The organism is Conexibacter woesei Iso977N, from assembly GCF_000424625.1.
GTDB lineage: Bacteria > Actinomycetota > Thermoleophilia > Solirubrobacterales > Solirubrobacteraceae > Baekduia > Baekduia woesei_A.
In genome coordinates this window covers 38,579-63,849 of the sequence record NZ_AUKG01000003.1, presented here as the reverse complement: position 1 = coordinate 63,849, position 25,271 = coordinate 38,579, and the positions used below count along the sequence as shown (strand labels likewise).

General features: G+C 72.5%; 26 protein-coding genes. 15 read left to right on the top strand and 11 right to left on the bottom strand.

What is annotated here, in order from left to right; translation table 11 throughout:
• Positions 1-25: 25 nt before the first annotated feature.
• From H030_RS0121775 to H030_RS0121765, 3 genes are all read right to left on the bottom strand, one after another.
• Positions 26-634: a TetR/AcrR family transcriptional regulator gene (locus H030_RS0121775; RefSeq protein ID WP_027007679.1), complete on the bottom strand. Its 609-nt coding sequence runs from the start codon at positions 632-634 to the stop codon at positions 26-28.
• Between the two features lie 111 nt (positions 635-745).
• Complete coding sequence (locus H030_RS34225; protein ID WP_081691048.1) at positions 746-1,216, bottom strand: SixA phosphatase family protein; 471 nt, start codon at positions 1,214-1,216, stop codon at positions 746-748.
• A gap of 262 nt (positions 1,217-1,478) precedes the next feature.
• Positions 1,479-2,891, bottom strand: a complete 1,413-nt coding sequence (locus H030_RS0121765; RefSeq protein ID WP_027007678.1) for a hypothetical protein — start codon at positions 2,889-2,891, stop codon at positions 1,479-1,481.
• Between the two features lie 103 nt (positions 2,892-2,994).
• Between H030_RS0121765 and H030_RS37700 the strand changes: the two genes are divergently transcribed.
• Genes H030_RS37700 through H030_RS0121745 form a run of 4 tightly spaced genes read left to right on the top strand, consistent with a single transcriptional unit; the run spans position 2,995 to position 6,523 of the window.
• Positions 2,995-3,579 carry a TetR/AcrR family transcriptional regulator gene (locus tag H030_RS37700; RefSeq protein ID WP_027007677.1) on the top strand — a complete coding sequence of 195 codons (585 nt, stop codon included), beginning with the start codon at positions 2,995-2,997 and terminating at the stop codon, positions 3,577-3,579.
• The gene (locus H030_RS39830) at positions 3,576-4,805 is read left to right on the top strand and encodes an acyl-CoA dehydrogenase family protein (protein ID WP_051223438.1); all 1,230 of its coding nucleotides are present in this window, start codon (positions 3,576-3,578) and stop codon (positions 4,803-4,805) included. Before H030_RS37700 ends, H030_RS39830 begins: the two co-directional genes overlap by 4 nt.
• 7 nt (positions 4,806-4,812) lie before the next feature.
• A complete protein-coding gene (locus H030_RS0121750) occupies positions 4,813-5,892 on the top strand; it encodes a phosphotransferase family protein (RefSeq protein WP_027007675.1) in 1,080 nt (359 codons plus the stop codon).
• Positions 5,882-6,523, top strand: coding sequence for an HAD family hydrolase (locus H030_RS0121745; RefSeq protein ID WP_027007674.1), 642 nt, complete (start codon positions 5,882-5,884; stop codon positions 6,521-6,523). Before H030_RS0121750 ends, H030_RS0121745 begins: the two co-directional genes overlap by 11 nt.
• On the opposite strand, the gene H030_RS39825 is transcribed toward H030_RS0121745, so the two are convergent.
• Positions 6,520-6,696 carry a hypothetical protein gene (locus H030_RS39825; protein WP_196809229.1) on the bottom strand — a complete coding sequence of 59 codons (177 nt, stop codon included), beginning with the start codon at positions 6,694-6,696 and terminating at the stop codon, positions 6,520-6,522. The genes H030_RS0121745 and H030_RS39825 overlap by 4 nt on opposite strands.
• A 161-nt stretch (positions 6,697-6,857) precedes the next feature.
• Here H030_RS39825 and H030_RS37695 point away from each other — a divergent pair, with 161 nt between their 5' ends.
• Positions 6,858-7,880, top strand: a complete 1,023-nt coding sequence (locus tag H030_RS37695; protein ID WP_196809228.1) for a sensor domain-containing diguanylate cyclase — start codon at positions 6,858-6,860, stop codon at positions 7,878-7,880.
• Here H030_RS37695 and H030_RS0121730 read toward each other — a convergent pair.
• Positions 7,818-8,696 carry a cytochrome c oxidase assembly protein gene (locus H030_RS0121730; protein ID WP_027007673.1) on the bottom strand — a complete coding sequence of 293 codons (879 nt, stop codon included), beginning with the start codon at positions 8,694-8,696 and terminating at the stop codon, positions 7,818-7,820. The genes H030_RS37695 and H030_RS0121730 overlap by 63 nt on opposite strands.
• Entirely contained in the window at positions 8,693-9,535 is an 843-nt protein-coding gene (locus H030_RS0121725) for an EamA family transporter (protein ID WP_027007672.1), read from the bottom strand. Before H030_RS0121725 ends, H030_RS0121730 begins: the two co-directional genes overlap by 4 nt.
• A 293-nt stretch (positions 9,536-9,828) precedes the next feature.
• Between H030_RS0121725 and H030_RS34210 the strand changes: the two genes are divergently transcribed.
• The 5 genes from H030_RS34210 to H030_RS0121700 all read left to right on the top strand — a co-directional run bounded on the left by H030_RS34210 (position 9,829) and on the right by H030_RS0121700 (position 15,132).
• Positions 9,829-12,267 carry an ATP-binding protein gene (locus H030_RS34210; RefSeq protein ID WP_081691045.1) on the top strand — a complete coding sequence of 813 codons (2,439 nt, stop codon included), beginning with the start codon at positions 9,829-9,831 and terminating at the stop codon, positions 12,265-12,267.
• A gap of 14 nt (positions 12,268-12,281) precedes the next feature.
• Positions 12,282-13,031, top strand: a complete 750-nt coding sequence (locus H030_RS34205; RefSeq protein WP_051223433.1) for an HD-GYP domain-containing protein — start codon at positions 12,282-12,284, stop codon at positions 13,029-13,031.
• Complete coding sequence (locus H030_RS0121710) at positions 13,024-13,389, top strand: response regulator (protein ID WP_027007670.1); 366 nt, start codon at positions 13,024-13,026, stop codon at positions 13,387-13,389. Before H030_RS34205 ends, H030_RS0121710 begins: the two co-directional genes overlap by 8 nt.
• 99 nt (positions 13,390-13,488) lie before the next feature.
• Entirely contained in the window at positions 13,489-13,902 is a 414-nt protein-coding gene (locus tag H030_RS34200; protein ID WP_051223432.1) for a YciI family protein, read from the top strand.
• Positions 13,903-13,914: 12 nt separating this feature from the next.
• The gene (locus H030_RS0121700) at positions 13,915-15,132 is read left to right on the top strand and encodes an RNA polymerase sigma factor (RefSeq protein WP_027007669.1); all 1,218 of its coding nucleotides are present in this window, start codon (positions 13,915-13,917) and stop codon (positions 15,130-15,132) included.
• Here H030_RS0121700 and H030_RS0121695 read toward each other — a convergent pair.
• Positions 15,129-16,664: an aldehyde dehydrogenase family protein gene (locus H030_RS0121695; RefSeq protein ID WP_051223430.1), complete on the bottom strand. Its 1,536-nt coding sequence runs from the start codon at positions 16,662-16,664 to the stop codon at positions 15,129-15,131. The genes H030_RS0121700 and H030_RS0121695 overlap by 4 nt on opposite strands.
• Before the next feature lie 131 nt (positions 16,665-16,795).
• Here H030_RS0121695 and H030_RS37690 point away from each other — a divergent pair, with 131 nt between their 5' ends.
• The 5 genes from H030_RS37690 (at position 16,796) to H030_RS0121670 (ending at position 22,154) form a co-directional block, all read left to right on the top strand.
• A complete protein-coding gene (locus H030_RS37690; RefSeq protein ID WP_051223428.1) occupies positions 16,796-17,305 on the top strand; it encodes a hypothetical protein in 510 nt (169 codons plus the stop codon).
• Positions 17,306-17,425: 120 nt separating this feature from the next.
• Positions 17,426-18,574 (top strand): substrate-binding domain-containing protein, encoded by a 1,149-nt coding sequence (locus H030_RS0121685; RefSeq protein WP_051223426.1) that lies wholly within the window; start codon positions 17,426-17,428, stop codon positions 18,572-18,574.
• Positions 18,571-19,365, top strand: coding sequence for a GntR family transcriptional regulator (locus H030_RS39820; RefSeq protein ID WP_196809227.1), 795 nt, complete (start codon positions 18,571-18,573; stop codon positions 19,363-19,365). The genes H030_RS0121685 and H030_RS39820 overlap by 4 nt, the downstream gene beginning before the upstream one ends.
• Positions 19,362-20,408 carry an SIS domain-containing protein gene (locus H030_RS0121675; protein WP_051223423.1) on the top strand — a complete coding sequence of 349 codons (1,047 nt, stop codon included), beginning with the start codon at positions 19,362-19,364 and terminating at the stop codon, positions 20,406-20,408. Before H030_RS39820 ends, H030_RS0121675 begins: the two co-directional genes overlap by 4 nt.
• An 18-nt stretch (positions 20,409-20,426) precedes the next feature.
• A complete protein-coding gene (locus H030_RS0121670; protein WP_196809226.1) occupies positions 20,427-22,154 on the top strand; it encodes a cation:proton antiporter in 1,728 nt (575 codons plus the stop codon).
• A 5-nt stretch (positions 22,155-22,159) separates the two neighbouring features.
• On the opposite strand, the gene H030_RS0121665 is transcribed toward H030_RS0121670, so the two are convergent.
• From H030_RS0121665 to H030_RS0121650, 4 genes are all read right to left on the bottom strand, one after another.
• Positions 22,160-22,354, bottom strand: a complete 195-nt coding sequence (locus H030_RS0121665; RefSeq protein ID WP_027007663.1) for a hypothetical protein — start codon at positions 22,352-22,354, stop codon at positions 22,160-22,162.
• A gap of 87 nt (positions 22,355-22,441) precedes the next feature.
• A complete protein-coding gene (gene nagA, locus H030_RS34190; RefSeq protein ID WP_035129244.1) occupies positions 22,442-23,560 on the bottom strand; it encodes an N-acetylglucosamine-6-phosphate deacetylase in 1,119 nt (372 codons plus the stop codon).
• 104 nt (positions 23,561-23,664) lie between these two features.
• A complete protein-coding gene (locus H030_RS0121655) occupies positions 23,665-24,123 on the bottom strand; it encodes a peptidylprolyl isomerase (RefSeq protein ID WP_051223420.1) in 459 nt (152 codons plus the stop codon).
• Between the two features lie 53 nt (positions 24,124-24,176).
• Positions 24,177-25,259: a zinc ribbon domain-containing protein gene (locus H030_RS0121650; RefSeq protein WP_155892206.1), complete on the bottom strand. Its 1,083-nt coding sequence runs from the start codon at positions 25,257-25,259 to the stop codon at positions 24,177-24,179.
• Positions 25,260-25,271: the final 12 nt, after the last annotated feature.

The window sequence follows — 25,271 nt, the reverse complement described above, 5'->3', positions numbered from 1 at the left end:
TGTGCCGCAGCCGCGACCGGAGCTTTCAGCTGGCCAGCAGCAGCGCGGTCAGCGTCAGCCGCAGCGTGGCCATCGACTGCTCGATGTCCAGCTCCTGCTGGCCGCGCAGCGCGTCCCACGTCGACCAGGACCCCGCGACGCCGAGCGCCGCGACCAGCGCGGCGCGGTCCGGGCCCTCGGGGCGTGCGCCGATCTCGGGCGCGAACACGCGCTCCAGCTCGGCGCGCTTCTCGGCCCGGAAGCCCTCCAGCGCCGCGTGCACCGACGCGCTGAACGGCTCCATCAGCAGCGCGCCGCGGCGGACCGCGGCGATCCACTCGAAGACCCGCGCGCGCTGCGCCACGATCTCGTCGATCCGGACGGCCAGCGGCGCGGCCGGGTCGATCTGGCCCATGAGCGTCCGCAGCTGCGCCTCGCGGTGCTCGCTGACCGCGGCGAACAGCGCCTCGCGGTCGGCGTAGTGCTGGAACACGGTCCGGGGCGCGACCGACGCGCGCGCCGCGATCTCCTCCACCGTGGGCTGCGGGTTGCCCTCCTCGAGGAGGGAGACGAGCGCCTCGACGATCGCGGCGCGAGTGCGGCGCGATCGAGCGACGCGACCGTCGAGTGGGGTGACGTTCGCGGAATCGAGCATAAGACCGGTTGCACGACGCAACATACGCGTCGATCGCCGATCGCTCAACGCAACGATGAGGTAGGTCTTCCTGCGTTTACCGGGATCGCGCGTACCGCTTCGCGCGCGCCGCTAGGCGATCGCGGCCAGCTCGCGCGGGCGCAGGAGCGTGAGCAGCTCGTTCGCGGTGCCCTCGAGCCGGACGCACGCGACGCCGCCCTTCTTGAAGTCGACGCGCGCGCCGGTGAGGTCGAACACGACCTGCGCGAAGTCCGGGTTGTGCCCGACGACCAGCACGCGCCCGTCGGGCTCGACGCCGAGCAGCAGGTCGCGCGCATCGGCGACCGTGAAGTCGCTGGCGAGGACCGGCGTGACGATCGGCTCCTCCCCGAGCGCCTCACACGCGAGCAGCGCGGTGTCCCGAGCCCGCACCTTCGGGCTCGTGTAGACCGCCTCGAACGTCAAGCCGAGCACGGCGAACGCCCGCCCCGCCACCCGCGCCTGCTCACGCCCACGCTCGGTCAGCTCCCGATGAGCATCATCGGCCTTCGCCTCATAAGGCTCAGCCTCTCCATGGCGCAGGAGCCACAGCTGGATCGACATGCCGCGCAGCCTAATGAGCCGCGCGGGCGGAGACCCGCAACCGGCGGAACCCGGCGAGCGACACCGCGCGTGCCGAGAAGCGGCGCCGGCGGAGACCGGCAACCGCTCCGAAGCGCGGGCTCGATTCACGCATCGGTACTCCAAGCGCCCGCGGCACCGCGGGTGAGGCCGCGGACACGACCGGCCGCGCCACCGCAGCGTTTCCGAGACCGCGTGTACCGAGAAGCGGCGGCCGCGGGGCGGCCGCCGCAGTGGCTCGGCGCTACTTGCCCATCGCGTGGGTTGCGGGGCCGGTCCAGGTCTTGCCCGAGGGATCGGTCCACTTCACGCGCCAGGCGCGCTTGGAGGTGCCGCGGGTGGCGGAGGAGGTCCAGTAGCCGTGGGAGTTCGTGGTCACGGTGCGCAGGGTCGTGAACGAGGTGCCGTTGGAGGCCTGCTGGATCGTCACCTTCGTGACGCCCTTGGCCGGGCGTGCCAGGCCCCAGAGCTGGACCTTCGTGGAGCTGCCGGTGAACTTGGCGGCCAGGGGCAGGCGGAAGGAGTCCAGCGAGGGCTTCGCCTTGCCGTCGGCGTCGCGCAGGCCGGACTCGAAGCCGGAGTACTTCTGCTCCTTGGGACCCTCCCTCGGGAGGTCGTCGCGGAGCAGGTACTGGGAGAACGACTTCACGCGCGGGTTGTAGTAGGCCGTGCGCTCGGCGAAGGAGCGGTAGTCGGACTGCTTGGCCAGCGACACGCCGACGATCGGGTCCGGGACCGACTGGATGCCGAACTCGGTCAGGTAGATCCCGAGGCCCTTCTTGACGACGCCGGCCTTCGCGGCCTTGTCGAGCGCGCTCGTCAGCCGCGACAGCGTCCCGATCATCACGTTGTTGGGACCGGGCGAGACGTACAGCGGGCCCGCCTTGTTGGTGTAGGCGTGGTGCGCGTAGCCGTCGACGCGCAGCCTGTCGCACCTCCCGACCTTCTTGTAGGAGTCGCTCAGGCACAGCGCGCCGCGCAGGAACGTCAGCGGCGCCACGTCCTTGCCGGTGCCGGTCGGCGCGGTCTCGCCCATCAGGACCGGCCTGGTGTCGCCCGCGGCCGCCAGGCCGCGCAGCGCGGCGGCGTAGAGCCCGCGGTAGATCTTCGGCGACGCCGGCCGCTTGCGCGAGTCGTACTGCGGCTGCAGGAAGTCCGGGTGGTTGGGCTCGTTCCAGATCGACCAGCGCGTGACCTCGCTGCCGAAGTGCTTCGACAACGCGGTCATGAACATGCGGAACTCGTTCGGCGACGGCCGCGTCACGTTGTCGAGCGCGCCGTTGGTCGCCCAGCGAGGGACGGGCCCGGACGCCGTGACCTGCACGGTCCAGCCGCGCGCCTTGGCCTCGTCGAGCACCGGCTGGTAGCGCGACCAGTCGTAGACCGACGGGTCGGTCATGTCGGCCTTCGGCTTGACGCGCGAGTCGGCGTCGGGGGCGACGTCCTTCCAGTACAGGACGATCCGCAGCGCGTGCGCGCCGAGCGCGTCGATCTCGCCGAACGCGGACTCGCGCTGGGCCGGGTCGAAGAGGTCGCGCGGGGCCTCGAAGGTGACCTCCTGCGAGGTGCTGGCGTGCGCGGCGGGAGCATGCGCGAACACGGCGGCCAGCAGGGCGGCGAGGAGGGCGAGGGCGGGAAGGCGTCGTAGGGCAGTCATCACGAAGAGGGACACGCTAGCGGCGAGCGAAGTTGCGTGGCCCTTCTGTGAGGAGCGCATGAGGGTTGCGTTGTGACGGGGTTTCACATACCTTCGAGTAGGTATGTCGACCAGAGCCGCCGCCGCGGAGGTCACCCGCACCCGCCTCATCGACGCCGCGATCGAGCGCTTCGCGGCCGACGGGCTGGGCGCGTCCTTCGACGCGGTCGCCACCGACGTCGGCGTCACCAAGGGCGCGCTCTACCACCACTTCGGGTCCAAGGACGGGCTGGTGGAGGCCGTCTACAAGGAGGCGATCCGCCGCCACGCCGACCGCGCGATGGACGCCAGCGCCGTGGGCGACGGGCGCACGCGGCTGCTCGCGCTGGTCGACGCGTCGACCCGCCTGTACACCAGTCGCAGCGCGTTCTACCGCGTGCTCGTCGCGCTGCACGTCAGCGCCGCCGCCGACCGCCCCGCGCTCGCCGACATCGCCCGCCGCATGCAGCGCAACCAGCGCGAGTTCATGATCGACCTGGTCCGCACCGGCCAGCAGGACGGGTCGATCCGCGGCGACCTCGACCCCGAGGCCGTCGGCCTGACCGTCAACGCCGCGCTGACCGGCTTCCTGACCGAGCAGCTCGAGCCCGCAACCCAGCAGCGCCGCTGGGCCGCCAAGTTCCGTTCCCTTCTGGAGGACCTCCTGTGATCGACTTCACCATCCCGCCCGAGCTGAACGACCTCCTCGACCGGGTCAAGGCCTACATCAAGGAGGACGTGCTCCCGGCCGAGGCCGAGATCACCAACCCCGACGACGTGCTCGAGGACTGGCCCGTCATCGAGCGCCTGCGCGACCGCGCGCGCGAGCGCGGCATCTACACGCCGCACCTGCCGGAGGAGTACGGCGGCCTGGGGATCGGGTCGCTCGGCATGGCGCTGATCTCCCAGGAGCTGGGGACCGCACCGCTCGGCGCGCTGGGCATGAACTGCATGGCGCCCGACGAGGGCAACATGCACACGTTGCTGATCGCCGGGACCGAGGAGCAGAAGGACCGCTGGCTGCGCCCGCTGGCCGACGGCGCGATCCGGTCGTGCTTCGCGATGACCGAGCCGGACGTCGCGTCGAGCGACCCCACCAACTTGGAGACGACGGCCGTCAAGAGCGACGACGGGACCGAGTACATCATCAACGGCCGCAAGTGGTGCATCACCGGCGCCAACGGCGCGGCGTTCGCGATCGTCGTGGCGAAGACCGGCGACGACGAGACCCGCGGGCACCGCAACTACAGCCTCATCCTCGTCCCGACCGACACGCCCGGCTGGGAGGTCGAGCGCGACCCGGAGTGGATGGGCTCGCACTCGCCCGGCGGGCACCCGATCATCAACATCAACAACGCCCGCGTCCCGGTGACCAACCTGCTCGGCGCCGAGGGCGAGGGCTTCGTGATCGCTCAGAAGCGCCTCGCGGGCGGCCGCCTCGCCCACGCGATGCGCTGGATCGGCATGGCCCAGCGCGCGCTCGACCTCGCCACGACGCGCCTGCTGACGCGCAGGTCGTTCGGCAAGGAGCTGGCCCGCCACCAGATGCTGCAGGCGATGATCGCCGACTGCGCGATGGACCTCTACGCGAGCCGCCTGATGGTCCTGCACACCGCCTGGAAGCTCGAGCACGGCCTGCCGCACCGCCAGGAGGTCGCGATGACCAAGACGTTCGTGTCGGAGGCCTTCGGCCGGATCGCCGACCGCGCCGTGCAGATCCACGGCGCCGCCGGGATCGCCATGGACCTCCCGGTGTCCCGGATCTACCAGGATGCCCGTGCGGCCCGCATCTACGACGGCGCGTCGGAGGTGCATCGCATGACGATCGCCCGCGAGCTGCTGAAGCTCGCGATGACCGGAGAATCGACCAAGGCCGCCACCGGCGACCTCGCCTAGGAACCACATGCCCTTCGACATCGCCCCCGACGACATCGTCGCCACCCACGACGAGGCCGCGGCCAACGAGCGCCCGCCGCTGTTGGTCCTGGAGCCGCTGCTCGCGTTCCTCGACGAGCACGGCCTCGGCGACGGGGAGCCGCAGATCGCCCCGATCGGCGACGGCCACTCCAACGCCACGTACCTGTTCGAGCGCGGCGGCGCGCGCTTCGTCCTGCGCCGCCCGCCGCGGCCGCCGATCCCGCCGTCGGCCAACGACATGCTCCGCGAGGCCCGCGTGCTCTCCGGGCTGCACGGGCGCGCGCGGGTCCCGCAGGTGCTCGCGGTCTGCGAGGACACCGACGTCATCGGCGCGCCGTTCTACGTGATGGAGATGGTCGAGGGCTGGGTCGTGACGTCGGCGATGCCCGAGCCGCTCGACACGCCCGAGCAGCGCCGCGCGACCGCCTTCGAGCTGATCGACGCGCTCGTCGAGATCCACGGCGTCGACTGGCGCGCCGCCGGGCTGGAGGGCTTCGGCAAGCCCGACGGCTACCTAGAGCGCCAGCTGCGCCGCTTCCTCGGGCTCTGGGACCACAACAAGACGCGCGAGATCCCCGCGGTCGAGAACGTCGGCGCGTGGCTGAAGGACAACCTCCCGGACTCGCCCGCGGCCACGATCGTCCACGGCGACTACCGGCTCGGCAACGTCCTGCTGGCGCCGCAGTCGCCGGCGCGGATCGCCGCGGTGCTCGACTGGGAGATGTCGACGATCGGCGACCCGCTCGCCGACCTCGGCTACTTCTGCACGCTCTACGTCGAGCGCGACGACCCGAGGGTCGGGAAGTTCGAGCTGTCGAGCGTGACCCGCGAGGAGGGCTGGCCGACGCGCGCCGAGCTGGTCGCCCGCTACGAGGAGCGGTCCGGGCGTTCCATGACCGACATCCGCTGGTACCAGACGCTCGCGCTGTGGAAGTCGATCGTGTTCATGGAGGGCAACTTCAAGCGGGCGTCGGCCGGGATGAGCGACGACCCCTACCTGGCGGCCTTCGGCGACGGCGTCGTCGAGCTGGCCGACCGCGCGGAGGCGCTGACCCGTGGCGAGTGATGACGCGGTCCGCAAGGACCACAAGGGACTGCTGCTCGACTGGGGCGGCGTGATGACCACCAACCTGTTCGCCGCCTTCGGCGCGTTCTGCGCGACCGAGGGCGTCGCGCCGGACCTGCTGCGCGAGGCGTTCCGCCACGACGAGGAGACGCGCGACGCGCTGATCGCGTTCGAGGAGGGGCGGATGAACGACGACCTCTTCGCGTCGCACCTCGCCAGGGCGCTCGGCCTCCCGCACGAGCGGGCCGAGGGCCTGCTCGACCGCATGATGGCCGGTGCCAGCGTCGAGTCCGACATGGTGGACATGGTCCGCCGCGCGAGGGCCGCGGGCATCAGGGTCGCGATGGTCTCGAACTCCTGGGGCGAGCTGCGCTACCCGCAGGAGGTCGTCGCCGAGCTGTTCGACGCGACCGTCATCTCCGGGAAGGAGGGCTTCCGCAAGCCCGACACCCGCATGTACACGCTCGGCGCCGAGCGCCTCGGCCTCCAGCCGGCCGACTGCGTGATGGTCGACGACCTGCCCTTCAACCTCAAGCCGGCCGCCGAGCTCGGCATGGCGACCGTCCTGCACCACGACCCCGAAGCGACGATCGGCCGCCTCCAGGTCCTGCTGGGCGTGCCGCTGCGCTAGGCGGGGCGGCGGGAGGTCCCGGGGCTGCGCGGGTGCGCCACGCGCCTGCGGGCCTCGTCGATGCGGGCCTTGACGCGCGGGTCGTGCGCCAGGCGCTGTGCCTCGTCGGCGACGCGCTTGCCCTCGGGCGAGCGCGCCAGCCTGCGGACCTGCTTGAGGAAGGGCGTCGTCATCGTCAATGAGGAACGTCCCCGTACCCGATCATCCCCAAACCGTGGGACTCAAGCCGTTGCAAATACTGCCGATCTCGGGTGGTGGGATGGAGAAGGAGACCGGGTCATGGCTTGTTCCGACCGAGTCCGACCGCGCCAGAATGCTCGAGGCGGGATCGCTCGTGCGATGGACGCGCGTCTGGGTCTCGCTGCTCGTCGCGATCGCGACCGCGGCGGCAGGCCCCTGGATCGGCTGGTGGCCGACGCTCTTCGGCGCGCTGACCGCGATCCAGGTCGGGACGCTCGAGCGCCGGACGACGAAGTCCGCGCGGCCTGAGCGCTACGTCGCCGCGTCCTTCCTCTCGACCGCGTTCTTCGCCTCGTGCGGCGCGGCGACCTCCGGCGGCCCGCAGTCTCCGCTGCTGTTCTTCATCGCGCTGCCCGCGATCCTGATGGCCAACCGCTTCCGGCGCCCGGTCGTCCTGGCGGGCCTCGCGGTCACGCTGCTGATCACGTGGGGCGGCTCGATCGCCGTCGACCCGCAGTCGTTCCTCGACGACCCCGTGATGGTGATGGTCGCCTCCGCGACGATCGTCGGCGTCGTGATCTTCACGCTCTCGCTGAGCGACACCGAGATGGCGCTGCGCGCCGACGCGCGCTTCGACCACCTCACCGGCCTGCTCAACCGCGCGTCGCTGCAGCCGCGCTTCGCCGAGCTGAGGTCGCAGGCGCACGCGACCGGCGGCTCGATCGCGCTCGTCGTCTACGACCTCGACTGCTTCAAGTCGGTCAACGACGACCTCGGCCACGACCGCGGCGACGCGGTCCTGCGCGACACCGCGCACCTGCTGCGCCGCCACCTGCGCGCGTTCGACCTCGTCTACCGCCTCGGCGGCGAGGAGTTCGCGGTCGTCCTGCCCGGCGTCGGCGTCGCCGAGGCGTTCGAGATCGCCCAGCGCCAGCGCGAGTCGATCGAGGAGGCGCGCCCGGGCGGCGTGCCGATCACGATCTCCGGCGGCGTCGCGTCCGCCAGCGGCTGCGACGTGAGCTGGGAGACGCTGTACCACCGCGCCGACACCGCGCTCTACTGCGCCAAGCGCAAGGGCCGCAACCGGATCGTGGTCGCCGAGGACGAGGCGCTGTCAGCCGACGTCGCCGGCGTCCCGGTCGATCCGGGCGCGGAGCTCGTCCGCCCGGCCCGCTGAGACCGCGCGCCCCGCGCGCTCCTGCGTCAGCGGCACGCCACGGGCCGCCGCGTGGTCGAGCAGCTCCTGGCGCTCGTCGTTCTCGCGCGCGAACTTCAGGAACAGCCAGCAGAACAGGCAGACCGTCAGCAGCGGCGCCTCGATGTCCATGATCCCGCCGGCGATCGCCTGGTCGCTCTTGGCGCTGATGTGGTGCGCTGCCTCGCCGGGCGCGTAGGCGGTGTAGAAGACCGAGCCGAACAGCAGCGCGTTGGCGAGGATCGCGCCGAGCAGCCGCACGGCGACGATGTAGCCCGCCTTCCACCCCGTGCCGAACCACGCCGGCTGCGGCAGCGGCCCGAACAGGCACATCCACATGTTCGCGCTGAAGAAGATGAAGCTCAGGTGCTCCAGCGCGTGCAGCCCGTCGTGGCGCAGCGCGGCCTCGTGCAGCGCGGGCACGTGCCAGGCGTACAGGTTGATCGCCCACAGCGGCAACGCGACGAGCGGGTGCGCCAGGACGCGCAGGCGGTCGAACAGCCCGATCCGCATGATCGGCGCGATCAGCGGGCCGGTGAGGCCGAGGACGATCAGCAGCGCGCCCGCGTCGCTCATCGTCAGGTGCTCGACCATGTGCACCCAGAACAGCTCGTCGGCGAGGGTCGCCAGCGGCGAGACCAGCACCGCCACGATCAGCGCGACGCCGGAGTAGAAGCACGCCTGGCGCCAGCCCGGGACCGCGCGCGGCGTGCCCGACAGCGTGTGCGCGCGCTTGGCGTACAACAACGCACTGATCGCCGCGGGTGCCAGCTGCTCCGGGGAGAACGTGAGGCTCATGCGCCCGCCGCCACGCAGGCCACGCCGCCGAGTGCCAGGACGATCCCGGTGACCTGCGGCGGGCGCACGCGCTCGTGCAGGACCGCGGCGGCCAGCAGGACCGTGACGACCGGGTACATCCCGCCGAGCACGCTCACCACGCTGAGCTCGCCCCTCGTGTTGGCGATCGCGATCAGCGTCGTGGCCAGCAGGTCGACGCAGCCCACGCACGCGATCGCCAAGCCCAGGCGCGGCGCCGGGAACGCCGGCTTGTTGTAGGCGATGATCGCCGCGACGAACGGCATCGGCGCGGCGCGCGAGAGCACGAGCGTCCACGGCACCGACGCGTCGGCGGGCGCGTCGGTCAGCGCGAAGAAGCCGCCGAAGCCGACCGCGCTGATCAGTGCCAGCACCAGCGCGGCGCGCCCGGCCGCGGCGGCCTGCGCGGAGTCGTGCTCCTCGCGCGAGGCCAAGACGACGCCCGCCACGATCGCCGCCAGCCCGGCGGCGGTGAGCGCCGACGGCCGGTTGCCGGTCGCGACGCCGACGACGACCGGCAGCGCGACGCCCGCCGCGCTGATCGGCGCGACCACGCTCATCGTCCCGATCGCGAGCGCGCGGTAGAAGCAACCGAGGCCGACCATGCCGGCCAGCCCGCCGCCGATCGCGCTGAGCGCGTCCTGCGGGTGGTCGAAGAAGTGCGCCCCGCCCAGGATCGCGACGAGCGCGATCACGACCAGCCCGCCGCCCTCGACGAGCAGCAGGACGACCGGGACGCTGAGCCTACGGCTGGCGAGCCCCGCCAGGAAGTCGGCGGTGCCCCAGGACGCCGCGGCGGCGAGTGCGAGCGCGATGGCCATGCGCGCCGGATCCTGTCACCGCACGCTCGGTCCCTGCCGCACCCCCTCGCGCGGAGGGGATCGCCGGCACGGAGTCGAGGTCCAGGACGCGTGCGTCGGCGGCCGGCGAGGCGTGCACCATCCCGGGTCCCGCGGGGCCGAAGACGAGCTGCCGGAGGTAGTGCGCGCGTGCCATCCCGCCGCCGTCGCCGGTTGTCGCGACGGCCGTCAGGGCGATCCCGGCGAGCACCAGCGGGAGCGTCGTTCGCAGAAGCCTTGCGCGCCCGTCGGGTCGGAGCGGTACCGTCACGCGCGTGCGGCGGCTATCCATCGCGCGCTCGGTCCAACTGGCGCTCTTGGGGTTGACGATCGCTCTCACGGCGATCGCGGGTTTCGGCGTGGGCGCGCTGTACTCCTCCCGCCAGCATTACGAGGACCGTCTCGCCCACGCGTTCGAGGTCAAGGCGGCGTCCGGGAAGCTGCTTGCGGCGTCGGTCGTCGAGGAGGCGACGCTGCGCGCGCCGGAGGACCAGCGCGACAGGCAGGCCGAGCGGCGCGCGAAGGCCGCCTACGCGGCCGCGCTGGCCGACACGCGCCGCCGCGCGGCCGACGACCCGCAGTCCGTCAGGCTCGTCGACGAGGCCGGCGCGGCGCAGGAGAAGCTGCGCAGGCCCGGCGCGCCCGCGGGCGCCGCGCTCGCCGCGCGCTCGCCGATCAACGCGCTGTCCAGGCGCCAGGACGACCGCCTCGCGCAGGCCGACGACTCCGCGCGCGACGACTCGCGCCAGGCGCTGGCGGCGATCACCGCCGCGGGCGGGCTGGCGCTGGCGGGCGCGATCGCGCTCGTCGCGCTGCTGCTCGCGAGCGTCCGGCGGCCGCTGGAGTCGCTGGTCGACGCCAGCGAGCGCCTCGCCGGCGGCGACCTCAAGGCGCGCGTGGACGAGGACGCGGGCCCGGACGAGTTCCGCCAGCTCGGCAAGTCCTTCAACGCGATGGCGACCGACCTCGAGGAGGCCAACGTGCGCCTCGAAGCCGAACGGCGGCGCCTGGCCGTCACGGTCCGGTCGCTCGGCGACGGCCTGCTGATCGTGGACGACGAGGGCCTCGTCGCCTCCGCCAACCCGCGCGCGCTGAGGCTGGCGCCGGAGCTCAGGGTCGGCCACCCCCCCGAGGTCGGCGGGCTCGTCCTGCCGGCGGTCGACGAGGCGCTCGGCGTCGAGGTCCTGCTGGAGCACGACGGCCGCACGCTCGCGGTCACCGCGGCGCGCCTCGAAGAGGGCCACGACGGCGGCGGCGTGGTCTGGACGCTGCGCGACGCGACCGAGCGCGCGCGGCTGGAGCGCCTGAAGAGCGAGTTCGTCGCGACCGCGTCGCACGAGCTGCGCTCGCCGCTGACGTCGATCAAGGGCTTCGTCGAGCTGCTGCGCGCGGGCGAGGGGCTCGACGAGCGCCAGCGCGAGTTCCTCGACATCGTCCTGGTCTCGACCAACCGCCTGGTCGACCTCGTCAACGACCTGCTCGACGTCGCGCGCCTGGAGGCCGGGCGCGTCGAGGTCCACCGCCGCCCGGTCGAGGTCGCCGAGGTCCTGGACGATGTCGTCACGCTGCTGCGCGGGCGGATCCAGACCAAGGACCAGCATGTGGTCGTCGAGGTCGCGCCCGACACGCCGCGCGTCCTGGCCGACGCCACGCGCCTGCGCCAGATGCTCACCAACCTGGTGACCAACGCGCACCTCTACACCGACGAGGGCGGGACGCTGACGCTGCGCGCGGGCAGGCACGCGGCGGGCGTCCGGATCGAGGTCGCCGACACCGGCCGCGGGATGGAGCCCGACGAGCTGGAGCACGTCTTCGAGCGCTTCTCGCGCGGCGCGGGCTCGACCGGCACGCCGGGCACCGGCCTGGGGCTGTCGATCGTGAAGTCGCTCGTCGACCTGCACGGCGGGACGATCGACGTCGCCTCGACGCCCGGCGAGGGCACGACGTTCGCGATCACGCTGCCGGCCGCGCCGCAGCCGGGCGTCGTGACGAGGCCGAGCGACGCGCTCAGCGGCCGTCGCGTGCTGGTGCTCGACGACGAGCCCGAGACCGCGCGGCTGATCGCCGAGCGGCTGGAGCCGTTCGGCGTCGAGTGCGAGCTCGTCCACGACGGCGCGACCGCGCTGGAGCGGCTGCGCGCCGAGGACTTCGACGCGATGACGCTCGACGTCCTGATGCCGGGCGTGAGCGGCTTCGAGGTGCTGCGCGAGCTGCGCGCCGACCCGCGGCTCGCAGAGCTGCCGGTCGTCGTCGTCTCCGTGTTCTCCGGCCGCGAGGCGCTCAGCGGCGAGTGGGTCATCTCCAAGCCGATCGACGCCGAGGAGCTGGCGGATGCCTTGGGCTCCGCGGTCATGGCCGGGCGCGTGCGCGTCCTCGCCGTCGGGCGCTCCGGGATCCGGACCAACCTGCGCCGCACGCTCGACGAGCTGGCGATCGAGCACGAGTGGGCGTCGACGCCGCTGGAGGCCGCGCGGCTGTGCGCGACGCGGCGCTTCGAGGTCGCGCTGGTCGACGCCGGGCTGCCCGACGTCGAGGCCGCGATCGCCGGCCTGGACCTGCGCGGGCGGCGCCTGCGGCGCTCCGTCGTGGTCGTCTCCGCCGACGGCGACGGCATCCCCGGGCTGGCCCGGCTGGACGCCGAGCCGATCCCGGTGGAGGAGGCCGGTGCAGCCGTCCTTGCACTGTTGGACCCCATGCCGGCGGCGGACTTGTAAGGTCGGCGGCGACGATGTCTGGCAAGGGGACTGATATCGACACGGCCGCGCTGCAGGAACGCCTGGCCGATGTCGAGCGCGGCGCCGCGCAGAAGGAGCAGCAGCTCGAGCGCTATGCCGCCGATCTGCGCGAGACGTTCAAGCGCGAGCGCGAGCGCCGCCACGAGCTGCGCCGCTCCTACATGGCGACCGTGCGCGCGCTCTGCAACGCCGTCGAGGCGCGCGACGCCTACACGGGCAAGCACGCCGAGCGTGTGGCCGCGTACGGCATGGAGATCGCGCGCGTGCTCGACGCGCCGTTCGCCGACGACCCCGAGGTCGAGTTCGGCTTCCTGCTGCACGACGTCGGCAAGGTCGCCGTTCCGGACTCGATCCTGTGGAAGCCGGAGCCGCTGACGCCCGAGGAGCGCTCGCTGATGGAGCGCCATCCGCTCGTCGGCTGGGAGATCCTGCGCGAGATCGACTTCCTCGGCGAGGCCAAGCTCGTCGTGCGCCACCACCACGAGCGCTGGGACGGCGCGGGCTACCCGGATGGGCTGGCCGGCGAGGTGATCCCGCTCTCCGCGCGGGTGTTCGCGGTCGCCGATGTCCTCGATGCGCTGACTACGGTGCGCCCGTACCGGGCACCGAGCACGGTGGTGGACGCGCGAGCCATGATCGAGGACAGCTCCGGCACCCACTTCGACCCCGAGGTGGTCGACGCGTTCCTGGAGATCCCGGCCACCCGCCTGGAGGAGATCCAGGTCGAGGTCGGCGATGCGTAGCGTCCTGATCGTCGACGACGACCCGTTCATCCGCAAGCTCGTCTCGACCACGCTGGAGGACGTCGCGGGCTTCAGGCTGCACGAGGCCGCCAACGGGATCGAGGCGGTCGAGCGCGCGACCGAGGTCCACCCCGAGTTGGTGTTCTTGGACATCGACATGCCGCGCATGGACGGCATCGAGGCATGCAGGCGGATCCGCGACCTCGACAACGGCGCGGCGAAGGCGACGATCGTGATGCTGACCGCCGCGGGCGCGCAGGAGAACGAGACGCGCGCCCGGTCGGCCGGCGCCGACCTGTTCCTCACCAAGCCGTTCTCGCCGCTCGACCTGCTGCGGCTGGTCGACGAGCTCGGCTGAGCGCCTACGCGCCAGCTCGGCGCGCGTTGTCGATCCCGCGTGTGCGCCGTTCGTCGCCCTGGTTGAACGCACCACCAACCACCAGGGAGACTCACCGCCATGCGTTTCATGATGTTCATCAAGATCCAGCCGGACCTCTACGACGCCGAGCAGAGGCCGGAGGACTTCGAGCGGATGGGCCGCTACAACGACGAGCTGGAGAAGGCCGGCGCGCTGCTGGCGCTCGACGGGCTGCAGCCGGAGTCGGCGGGCGCGCGGATCGAGTTCGGCAGCGGCGGCCCGACGGTCGTCGACGGGCCGTACACGGAGGCCAAGGAGATCATCGGCGGCTACTGGATCATCCAGACCAAGACGCGCGAGGAGGCGATCGAGTGGGCCTCGCGCGTGCCGGTCAACGCCGGCGAGGTCGCGGTCGAGCTGCGCCAGATCTTCGAGATGTCGGACTTCCCGGAGGAGGTCCAGGCCATGTTCGAGGACCAGAACCCGCCGGAGCAGCCGGCGAGCACGTTGTAGGTCTTGGTCGTCTTGGGCTCGGGGGACTCGGCGCGGCGCACGGTCGACGCGGTCTGGCGGATCGAGTCACCGCGGTTGGTCGCGGGGCTCGCCCGGATGACGCGCGACGTCGGCCGCGCCGAGGACCTCGCCCAGGACGCGCTGGTCGCGGCGCTGGAGACGTGGCCGCGTGACGGGGTGCCGGACAACCCCGGCGCGTGGCTGATGGCGACCGCGAAGCGCCGCGCGATCGACGGGTTCCGGCGCGCGGCGCGGCTGGAGGCCATCGGCGCCGAGCTCGCCGCCGCCCGGCCGCTTCCGGCCGGCGAGCGAGCGGGCGACGACGACCTGCTCGCGCTGATGTTCACCTGCTGCCATCCGGCGCTGGGGGTGGACGCGCGGGTGGCGCTGACGCTGCGCGCGCTGGGCGGGCTGACGACCGACGAGATCGCGCGGGCGTACCTCACCAGCACGGCCGCGATCCAGCAGCGGATCGTGCGGGCCAAGCGGGTGCTGGCGGACGCCGGCGTGGGCTTCGCCGTACCGGACGGCGACGAGCTGCCGGCGCGGATGCGGTCGGTGCTCGAGGTGGTGTACCTGATCTTCAACGAGGGCTACGCGGCGACCGCGGGCGACGACTGGCTGCGGCCCGACCTGTGCTTCGACGCGCTGCGGCTGGCGCGCACGCTCGTCGCGCTGGCGCCGCGTGAGGTCGAAGCGCACGGGTTGTTGTCGCTGTTGTCGATCCAGGCGTCGCGGATCGGGGCGCGGGTCGGCCCGGGCGGTGCGCCGATCCTGCTGCTCGACCAGGACCGCACGAGGTGGAACCGCTTGTTGATGCACAACGGGCTGGCGTCGCTCGATCGTGCGCTGGCGCTGCCCGGGCCGGCCGGGCCGTACACGCTGCAGGCGGCGATCGCGGCCTGCCACGCGCGCGCGGCGCGGGCCGACGACACCGACTGGGTGAAGATCGCCGCGCTCTACGAGGCGCTCGGCACGATCGCGCCGTCGCCGGTCCTGGAGGTCAACCGCGCGGTCGCGGTCGGCTTCGCCTTCGGGCCGGAGGCCGGCCTGGCGGTGCTGGAGGCGGCGGGCGCACCACCCGACTTCCACCTCGCCCACTCCGTCCGCGGCGACCTCCTGTCGAAGGCCGGCCGGAACGAGGAGGCACGCGACGCCTTCCTGGCCGCCGCGCACCTCACCCGCAACGAACGTGAGCGGGAGCTGCTGACCCGCCGTGCCGCGCGCTAGTCGCGCTTGCCGCGCCCGTACAGGAAGCCGAAGAACTTGCCCAGGCGGGCTGTCATCTTCGCGCTGTAGGGGTACATGTGCGGGTCCTTCTTGGTGGCGAAGCGCGTCACCAGGAGGGCCTGCTGCTGCGTGAACTTGCGGATGCCGCCGGCGCCGTGGCGCGAGCCGATCCCGGAGGCCTTGACGCCGCCCATCGGCAGCTCCAGCGCCGAGTAGTTGATCAGCGCGTCGTTGACGCAGACCGCGCCGGCCTCGACGCGGCGGGCGACCGCCTCGGCGTGCCTGGTGTCCCTGCCGAACACGGAGGCGCCGAGGCCGTAGGGCGAGTCGTTGGCCATCTTGATGGCCTCCTCCTCGTCGCGGACCTTCATGATCGGGAGCGTCGGCCCGAACGTCTCCTCCATCATCGCCGACATGGTGTGGTCGACGTCCACGAGGACCGTCGGCTCGTACCAGTAGCCGCCGTCGTGCTCGCCGCGAGCGCCGCCGACCAGGACCTTGGCGCCCTTGGCCTTGGCGTCCTCGACGTGGCGCTCGACGATGTCGACCTGCGGCGGGAACGTCATCGACCCGACGTCGACCGAGCCCGACGGCCCGTCGCCCTGGCGCAGCGCGCGCGCCCTGTCGGTGACCTTGGCGACGAACTCGTCGTAGACCGGCGCTTCGACGTAGACGCGCTCGACCGAGATGCAGGTCTGCCCACCGTTGAACATCCCGTAGTACAGCGCGGTGTTCGCGGCGCGGTCGACGTCGGCGTCGGCCAGGACGATCATGGGGTCCTTGCCGCCGAGCTCGAGCGAGACCGGCGTCAGCGTCTCGGCCGCCTTCTGCATGACCTTCTTGCCGGTCGCGGTGGAGCCGGTGAACATGATCATGTCGACCTGGTCGACCAGCGCGGCGCCCGTGGCGCCGAGGCCGGTGGCGACCTGGAAGACGCCCTCCGGGATCCCGCACTCGCGCAGGCCCTCGGCGAGCTTCAGCGACGTCAGCGGCGTGATCTCCGACGGCTTGAGGATCACGCTGTTGCCGGCGGCCAGCGCCGGGATGCAGTCGCCGAACGAGTTCGTCAGCGGGTAGTTCCACGGGCCGATGACGCCGATCAGGCCCAGCGGCTTGTGGCGCAGCATCAGCTTCTTGCCCTTGACCAGGACGGCCGAGGACTTGACCTTCTCGTCGGCCAGGTACTTGGGCGCGTTGACGGCCCAGAACCCGAAGGCGGCGGCGCCGTAGGAGATCTCCGCGATGAGCGCGTCCTCGTAGGTCTTGCCGGTCTCCGACCGGATGACCGCGATGATCTCGTCCTGGTGGTCGATCACCCACTTCTGCATGCGGCGCAGGATGCGGCCGCGGCCCTCGAAGCCGAGCGCGTCCCACGCGGGCTGCACCTCGCGGCCGCGCCTGGCCATGGCGGCGATGTCGGCCGCGCCCAGGTCCGGGCAGTGGGCGATGACCTCGCCCGTGGCCGGGTTCTCGACCGCGAACTCCTGCTTGCCGGAAGCGGTCTCCTGCACCGGCTGTTCCGTGGCTGCCATCCGTCCCTCTCCTGATCGCTCGACGGGGTGTCAAACATACCGGCTGATGTCCGCGATGACGACCGCGTCACCTTTGTGGCGTCACAATCGTTGCGAAGAACGTCGTGATGCGTCGCAATCTGCTCTGTTTCGTGACCGGTGCGGTGGTCACCCTGGCGGTCGTCCTGCTCGTGAGGTCCGGCAGGAACGCGCCCCAGCCGGACGCCGCCTCCGCCCCCTCCCCCGCCGCGGTGACCACCGCGGCGCGCGAGCCCGCGCCCAACGTGAAGCTGCGCGGCCACCACTTCTCGCCGCACGGCCACCACGCGCAGGGCGGTGGAGCGACGACGTCCTCGACGACCTCGACCGCCTCGTCCTCGGGAGCGGCGACGCCCGCCCACCGCGCCGCCTCGACCCGCAGGCCGTCGTCGTCGGGCGGGGGCGGAAGCGCGACCACGCCGACCGTCCCCGGCGACGACACGCCGACGGTCCCGGACGACACCACGCCGCCGACCGACACCGGCACGACGCCCGCGGTGCCGAGCGACGACGGCTCCGGCTCGGCCGCGACGACGACCCCGCAGACCGACTCGGCCCAGCCCGACTCGGGCGTCACGATCCCGAACCAGGCCACGCCCGACGGCTCGGTCGGAACGCCTTGACGACGCGTGGCCGGTCAGCGGCGGAGACGCGCCCCCAACTGGTGTAGTCCACTTCCCCTTGCTGGTCTAGACCACCAGTGCTACGCTCGCCCGGCACGTACCCTTGCCGAGGAGGAGTAGATGTTCCCGAAGTTCAACCCACGGGCCACCGCCGGTGTCCTGCTGGTGACCGCGTTCGCCGCGGTCGGCGCCGGTTGCGGGTCCAGTGACGACAACAGCAACACGTCGTCCAACGGCAGCAGCACGGCCGCGTCCGGTTCAGCGAGCAGCGGCAAGGGCGGCAAGATCGCCTTCCTGCTGCCCGAGAACCAGACCGCTCGCTACGAGAACCAGGACAAGCCGTTCTTCATCAACAAGGTGAAGGAGCTGTGCCCGTCCTGCGAGGTCGTCTACGAGAACGCGACCCAGGACGCCGCCAAGCAGCAGCAGCAGGCCGAAGCCGCGCTCACCCAGGGCGCCAAGGTCCTCGTCATCGACGCCGTGGACGTCGCCTCCGCGGCCGGGATCGTCAACCAGGCCAAGCAGCAGAGGGTCCCCGTCGTCAGCTACGGTCGTCTCGTCGCCAAGGCGCCGCTGGACTACTACGTGTCGATCGACCCCTACAAGGTGGGCCAGCAGCAGGCCCAGGTGCAGCTCGCCGCGTTGAAGGCCGCCGGCAAGGCGAACCCGCGCATCGTGATGATCAACGGCTCCCCCACCGACTCGAACTCCGCCCCCTACAAGAAGGGCGCGTTGTCGGTGTACAACAGGGCCGGCGCCAAGATCGTCAAGTCCTACGACACGCCCGACTGGGCCGCCGACAAGGCCCAGCAGGAGATGGACCAGACCATCACCTCGCTTGGCAAGACCGGCTTCGACGGCATCTACGTCGCCAACGACGGCATGGCCGCCGGCGTCTACTCCGCCCTGAGGTCCGCGGGCCTGAGCTCGAGCAGGTTCTTCATGACGGGCCAGGACGCGCAGGTCGACGGCATCCAGCGCATCCTCGCCGGCACGCAGCTGATGACCGTCTACCAGCCGCTGAAGAAGATCGCCGGCACCTCCGCCGAGATCGCCGTCGACCTCGTCCAGGGCAAGCCGGTCCCGGCGTCGCTGACCCCGGAGAAGACCGACAACGGCGCGGGCCAGGTCCCGTCGGCGCTGGTCCCGACGCTGTCGATCACCAAGGACAACATCAAGTCCACCGTGATCGCCGACGGCTTCCTCAAGCCCGCCGACATCTGCACGGGCTCGTACGCGAAGGCGTGCCAGGCGGCCGGCATCTCGTGAGCCCGCGGGACGGGCAGCAGCAGGCCCAGGAGACTCCGCGCCGGCGCGCCGCCGCCGGCGCGGAGCTCCCCCGCAAGCTGTCCCGTCGCTCGCCGAAGGGCGAGCAGCTCCGGACCATCCTGGAGGACTTGATCGACGCGCTGAAGCCCGGCGATCCCCTCCCCTCCGAGCGCGAGCTGGCTGAGCGCTACGACGTCGCGCGGATGACCGTGCGCGCCGAGATCACGCGCCTGGCCGGCGAGGGCCTGGTCGAGCGCGTCCAGGGCCGCGGCACGTTCGTCGCCGAGGCGCGCGTCGCGCAGGCCGCGGCGCTGTCGTCGTTCACCGAGGACATGCGGGCGCGCGGGCTCAAGCCCGGCTCGCAGGTGCTCGGCCAGGGCACCGTCGCCGCCGACGACCTCGTCGCCCGGCGGCTCGGCCTGGAGCCGGGCGCGCAGGTCGTGCGCGTGCGCCGCGTCCGGACCGCCGACGGCGAGCCGATGGCGCTGGAGGAGGCGTTCCTGCCCGCCGACCGCTTCGGCGCGCTCGCCGAGGAAGAGCCGCTGGAAGGCTCGTTGTTCACCACCTTGGAAGAGCGCTTCGGCGCGAGGTTCCCGGTCGCCGACCAGCAAGTTGTCGCGGTCGAGATCGTCGGCGAGGACGCCAACCTGCTGCGCGTCGCCCCCGGCCGCGCCGGCCTGAAGTTCCACACCATCTTGATCGACGCCGACGAGCGGCCGGTCGCCTACGCGTGGTCGCTGTTCCGCGGCGACCGCTACGAGATCCGACTGCGCCAGGAGCGCCGCCCGTGACCGACTCACCCGGAGCCCTGATGACCGCCGAGATGGCCGAGCAGCCGCGGGTGCTCCTCGCGCTCGCCGGCCGTCGCGACGAGCTGATCGCGCACGTGCGCGAGGCGCTGCCGGGCGCGCCGGTCGGGATCGTCCTGGTCGCGCGCGGGTCGTCCGACAACGCGGCGGTCTTCGGCCGCTACGTGCTGGAGCTGGCGACGAGGCGCCCGGTCGCGCTGGCCGCGCCGTCGCTGGTGACGCGCTACGGCGTCAGGGACCGGCTCGACGGCTGGCTGGCCGTCGGCGTCTCGCAGTCCGGCAAGACGCCGGAGATCGTCAGCGTCCTGGAGTCGTTCGGCGCCGCGGGCGCGACGACCGTCGCGATCACCAACGACCGCGACAGCCCGCTGGCCGGCGCTGCCGACGCGACGATCGACACCGCCGCCGGGAGCGAGCGCGCGGTGCCCGCGACCAAGACCGTGACCGCGCAGTTCGCGGCGTTCGCGCTGCTGGCCGAGGCGCTCGTCCACGACGACGAGACCGTGCTGCCGTGGGCGCTGGACGCGTGGAGGGTCCTCCCCCGCGCGGTGATGGAGATCCTCGACGACGACGCGCCCGCCCGGGTCGCCGCCGAAGTTGTAGGGGATGCTCAGGGTCTCGTGGCGATCGCGCGCGGGCTGATGCTCGGCGCCGCGCTGGAGGCCGCGCTGAAGTTGAAGGAGATGACCGGGATCCTCGCGGAGGGCGCTTCGGCCGCCGACTTCCTGCACGGCCCGATCGCCGTCGTGCGCCGCGAGCTGCCGGTCCTGACGCTGAGCGCCGGCGGCCCCGCCGCGGCCGACGTCGCCGAGTTCGCCGACGCCGCGCGCGCCCGCGGCGGCCGCGTCCTGGCGATCGGCACCGGTCCGGACGCCGACCTCCGGATCCCCGCCTCCGTCCCCGACGGCCTCGCCGGGATCACCGCGATCGTCCGCGCCCAGCAGCTCGCCCGCGAGGTCTCGCTGCTGCGCGGCATCGACCCCGACAGCCCGTTCGGGCTGTCGAAGGTCACCGAGACGCACTAGACCCATAGGCTGCACGGCGTGAACGGCCTGCAGCTCGTTCTCGTCATCGTCGGCGCGATCGCGGTCAACGCGTTCGCGGACCGCAAGGGCGCCCAGCCGGCGCTGGTGATCACGGTCGTCGCGCTGGCGGCGTCGTTCATCCCGGGCGTGCCGCGGCTGGAGCTCGACACCGACGTCATCCTCGGCGTCGTCCTGCCGCCGCTGCTGTACTCGGCCGCGGTCGGGTTCAGCGTCTCGTCGTTCTTCCGCAAGCTCGGGCCGATCCTCGTTCTGGGCGTGGGGCTCGTCGTCGTGACCGCGCTCGCCGTCGGGCTCGCCGGGAAGCTGCTGGTCCCGGGCCTGACCGGCGGCGCCGCGCTGATCCTCGGCGCGGTCGTCGCGCCACCCGACGCGGTCAGCGCGGTCGCGATCGGGCGCCGGCTCGGGCTGCGCCGGCGGGTGCTGAGCGTCCTCACCGGCGAGTCGCTGGTCAACGACGCCGCGGCGCTGACGATCTTCTCGATCGCGGTCGCCAGCGTCTCCGGCACCCACACGTTCATCGACAACCCCGTGTTGCTGTTCTTGTACTCCTCGGTCGTCGGGACCGTCGCGGGCGTCGCGCTGGCGCTGCTCGTCCTGACCGTCCGGCGCGTGCTCGACAACGCGGGGCTGGAGACCGTGCTCGGCCTCGTCACGCCGTTCGCGGCCTACATGCTGGGCGAGGCGCTGGAGGCGTCGGGCGTCCTGGCGGTCGTCAGCGCGGGGTTCGTGATCGGCACGCTGTCGGTGCGCTTCGACTACGAGACGCGGCTGCAGGAGCGCGAGGTCTGGGGCGCCATCGACGTGTTGTTGGAGGCCTTCGTGTTCGCCTACATGGGCCTGCAGCTGCGGTTCGTGATCGAAGACCTGCAGGATGCCCACGCGTCGCTGACCACCGTGTTGTGGAGCGGCCTGCTGATCCTCGCGGTCGTGATCGTCGTCCGGCCGTTGTGGATGTTCTTGACGCTCGGCAGCGGCCTGGTCCTGGAGGACTCGCCCGAGGACCCGGGCGTGATCCGCATGCAGCAGCGGTTCAACGAGAACAACGCGCGGCGCGTGCAGCGCCTGCAACGCGCGCAGCGGCGCGGACGCCGCGCGCACCGGCCGCCCAGGCCGCCGCGACCACCCGAGCCGCTGACGCTGCGCGAGGGCGTCGTCGTCGCCTGGACCGGGATGCGCGGCGTCGTGACGCTCGCGGCCGCCGCGGGCATCCCGGCGACGCTCCACAACGGCGAGCCGTTCCCAGGGCGGCCGGAGATCCAGGCGATCGCGTTCATGGTCGCCGTCGGGACGCTGCTGCTGCAGGGCGCGACGCTGCCGTGGCTGATCAGCCGGCTCGGCGTCGAGGACCCGGGCGAGGCGCAGCTGATGAGGGAGCAGCGCCGCGCGGTCGAGGTGGTCGCCGGCGAGGCGGCGTCGGAGGTCTACAGGCGCTTCGTCGCCGACCCGCCCGCGGGCATCGATCCGGAGTGGGTCGAGCGCGCCTCCCAGCGCCTGGAGCGCCAGCGCGAAGCGCAGTCCCAGGCCCTCGACGCGCTCGACGACCGCGGCGTGACCGCCGCCGCGATCGAGCAGCTCACCCGCGAGGTGATCGCCGCCCAGCGCAACGCGATCGTCGACGGCATGATCCACGACCGCCTCGACGACGACGCGGCCCGCGACCTCCTGGAGCAGATCGACCTCCAGGAGGCGGCGATGGTCTCCCGCTTCCGCGGGCGACTCCTATAACTCGGTCAACGCGACGGGAGCGGAACCGGTGCTTCACGCCAGCCGGACGCATTCGTGACGATCCACACCTTGCGTCCCAACAGGCCCGTCAGCGCCGCGGTCAGCGACGCCTCCTGCATCCTCGCGGCTTGGTCCGGACCGACCAGGAAGATCGCCTCATCGCCGCTCGCCGTCGGGATCAGCGAGACGCCGTCCGGCACCTGGATGCCGGCGGAACAGCTCCATGACCTCGCCAGCAGTCCGATAGTCCAACCAGTCCGGCAGTCCAGACACCGCAGCCCGACCCGCTAGGCGATCGCGACGAACTGCTCGGCGCCCTCGACGAGGGTGCGGAGCACGGTGAGGTCGTCGTCGTCGAGCACGGTGATGTTGGCGCGGGCGCCCGGGCGCAGGATGCCGAGCTCCGGGTCGCCGAGCAGGCGGGCGGGGGCGCCGGTGGCGGCCCAGATCGCCTCGGCGAACGTCGCGCCGCAGCCGTGGAGGTTGCGGACCGCGGCGTCCATCGTCAGGACCGAGCCCGCGAGCGTGCCGTCGGACAGCTCCGCCGACGCGCCGTGGACGGCGACCTCGCGGCGGCCCAGCCGGTAGGTCCCGTCGCCCTGGCCCGCGGCCTCCATCGCGTCGGTCACCAGCGAGAAGCGGTCCCTCGCGGCCAGGAACGCCGCGTACGCGGCCTCCGGAGCAAGATGTACATGATCGACGATCGCCTGGACCGTCACGCCCGGCCGGACCAGCGCGGCGCCGCCGACGCCCGGGTCGCGCGGCTTCCAGCGGCGGTGGGCGTTGTAGAGGTGGGTGATCGCGCGGGCGCCGCGGTCGAACGCGGCGTTGGCGGTCGCCGCGTCGGCGTCGGTGTGGCCGCAGCTCACGACGACGCCGTGCTCGACCAGCGCGGCGACCAGGTCCAGCGCGCCGTCCAGCTCGGGCGCCAGCGTCATCATCCGCACGAGCCCGGGGACACAGAGCGCCAGCGCCTCGGCGACGTCGGGCGCGCGCAGGTAGTCCGGGTCGTGGGCGCCCGGCCAGTGCGGCGACAGGTACGGCCCTTCGAGATGGACCCCATGAACCCGCGCGCCGATGCCGACGAGCTGCTGCGCCGCCTCGGCGGCGACCGCCAGCGCGGGCTCGTAGTCGCCCACCGGCGAGGTGATGAACGTCGGCAGGTAGCCGACCACCCCGTGGCCCGCCAGCGCGACGCCCGCCGCGCGGTAGCCGTCGAGGTCGGTCGACAGGAAGTCGACACCGACCAGGCCGTTGATGTGCAGGTCCAGGAACCCCGGGACGGCGACGCCACCCGTGGACGGCCCACCGCCGGCGCCGACCTCCAGCACCCGGCCGTCCTGCACCACGACGTCGCCCGGCACGAGCTCGCCGTCGACCAGCGCGGCGCGCACGCCCAACCGCATGGAACCCTCAGAAGACGAACGACCGGCAGCGGACATGTGGTCTAGACCACTATACCCGCCACCGGTCGCCCGAGGTGAAGAATCGGAGGAGCGCGGACCGCGCGCTACTCGGCGATCGTGATCGACTCGATCGTCACGTCGTCGTTGGGCTTGTCGCGGGCGTCGGTCGGCTTGCCCTCGATCTTGTCGACGACGTCCAGGCCCTCGGTGATCTGGCCGAAGACCGTGTGCTTGCCGTCGAGCCAGGGCGCCTCGGGCGTCGTGACCAGGAAGAACTGCGACCCGTTCGTGTTCGGGCCCGCGTTGGCCATCGCCAGGGCGCCGCGCACGATCTTGTGCTGGTTGATCTCGTCCTCGAACTGGTAGCCCGGGCCACCGGTGCCGGTGCCCTGCGGGCAGCCGCCCTGGATCATGAAGTCGCGGATCACGCGGTGGAAGATCAGGCCGTCGTAGAAGCCCTTGCCGGCCAGGTCCTTGAAGTTCTGGACCGTCTTCGGCGCATCGGCGTCGAAGAGCTCGATCGTGATCGGCCCCTCGCTCGTCGTCATCGTGGCGGTAGACATGACCGCCACCCTAGCCAACGCGCGGCGCGCGCTCGCGCCGCGCCGTCAGGCGGCTAGCCGAAGACCCTGACTTCGCTCAGCCGCGCCGTGAACCCATCGGTGGGCGGCGTCGTCAGCCAGAGCAGGACGTGGCGGTACTTGGTGGTGCCGGCGCCGAGGTCGACCTTGACCTTGCCGTCGGTGTCGGTGCCGACGTCCCTGATGTCCTTCAGGTGCGCCCAGCGCGTGTCGGTGATGTCGGGCGGCAGGTCGGTCTCGTCGGTGGCGTAGAGCTCGATCTTGAAGCCCGGCGTCTTGGTCGTCACGTCGACCTCGCGCACGCCCTGCTTGGAGCCGAGGTCGATGACCAGGCCCGCGCCGATCGACTCCGCGCCGTCGGCGACGGTGATCGGGAACGACGTCCCGGCCTCGCCGTCGAGCGCCTTCTTGGGGTCGGCGGTCGTGGCGTCGGCGATGTCGCGCCTGTACGGGTCGTACAGCGACGCGGCGGTCGGGTCGAGCCTGATCGCGACGGGATCCGGCAGCTCCGGCGTCGTGGACGTCCGGGTGGTGGACGTCGTGTCGCCCTTGCTCGACGAGTCCGAGCCGGTCGACGTGGACCCGGTCGAGCCCGTGGAGCCCGTGGCGCCGGTCGACGGCGTCGTCGGGATCGACGGCGTGGTCGTCCTCGGCAGCGACGGCGCCGGGGTCGACGACGCCGGCGGCACGTCGGTGCTCCCGGTCGTCGGCGGCAGCGTGCTGCTCGGCGCGGCGTCCGAGGGCGCCGTGTCGACCGGCGCCGGCGCGGCGGCCGACGGCTGCGGCGCCGGGACCTGCGCGACCTGCGTGGTGCCGGCCGGCGTGGCCGGCGAGTTCTGGTCCAGCGCCGCGTAGGCGGCGGCGACAGCACCGACGACGAGGACGCCGGTCAACGCCAGGACCGTCCCGATCGCCCTCTTGCCCGGGAGCGCGAGCCGGCGGGAGGCCTGGGCCTCACCGCAGTTCAGGCACCAGTCCTGACCCGGCTCGACCGGCGCGCCGCACTTCGGGCACGCGGTCGCGACCGGCGCGGCCTCCGGAGGCGTCTCGCCGCCCGGCGTGTCGCCGGCCGGCGCCTCGGCCGTCTTGGTCTCGGTATCCCTGAGCAAAAGCGTCATCGAACGATCTCC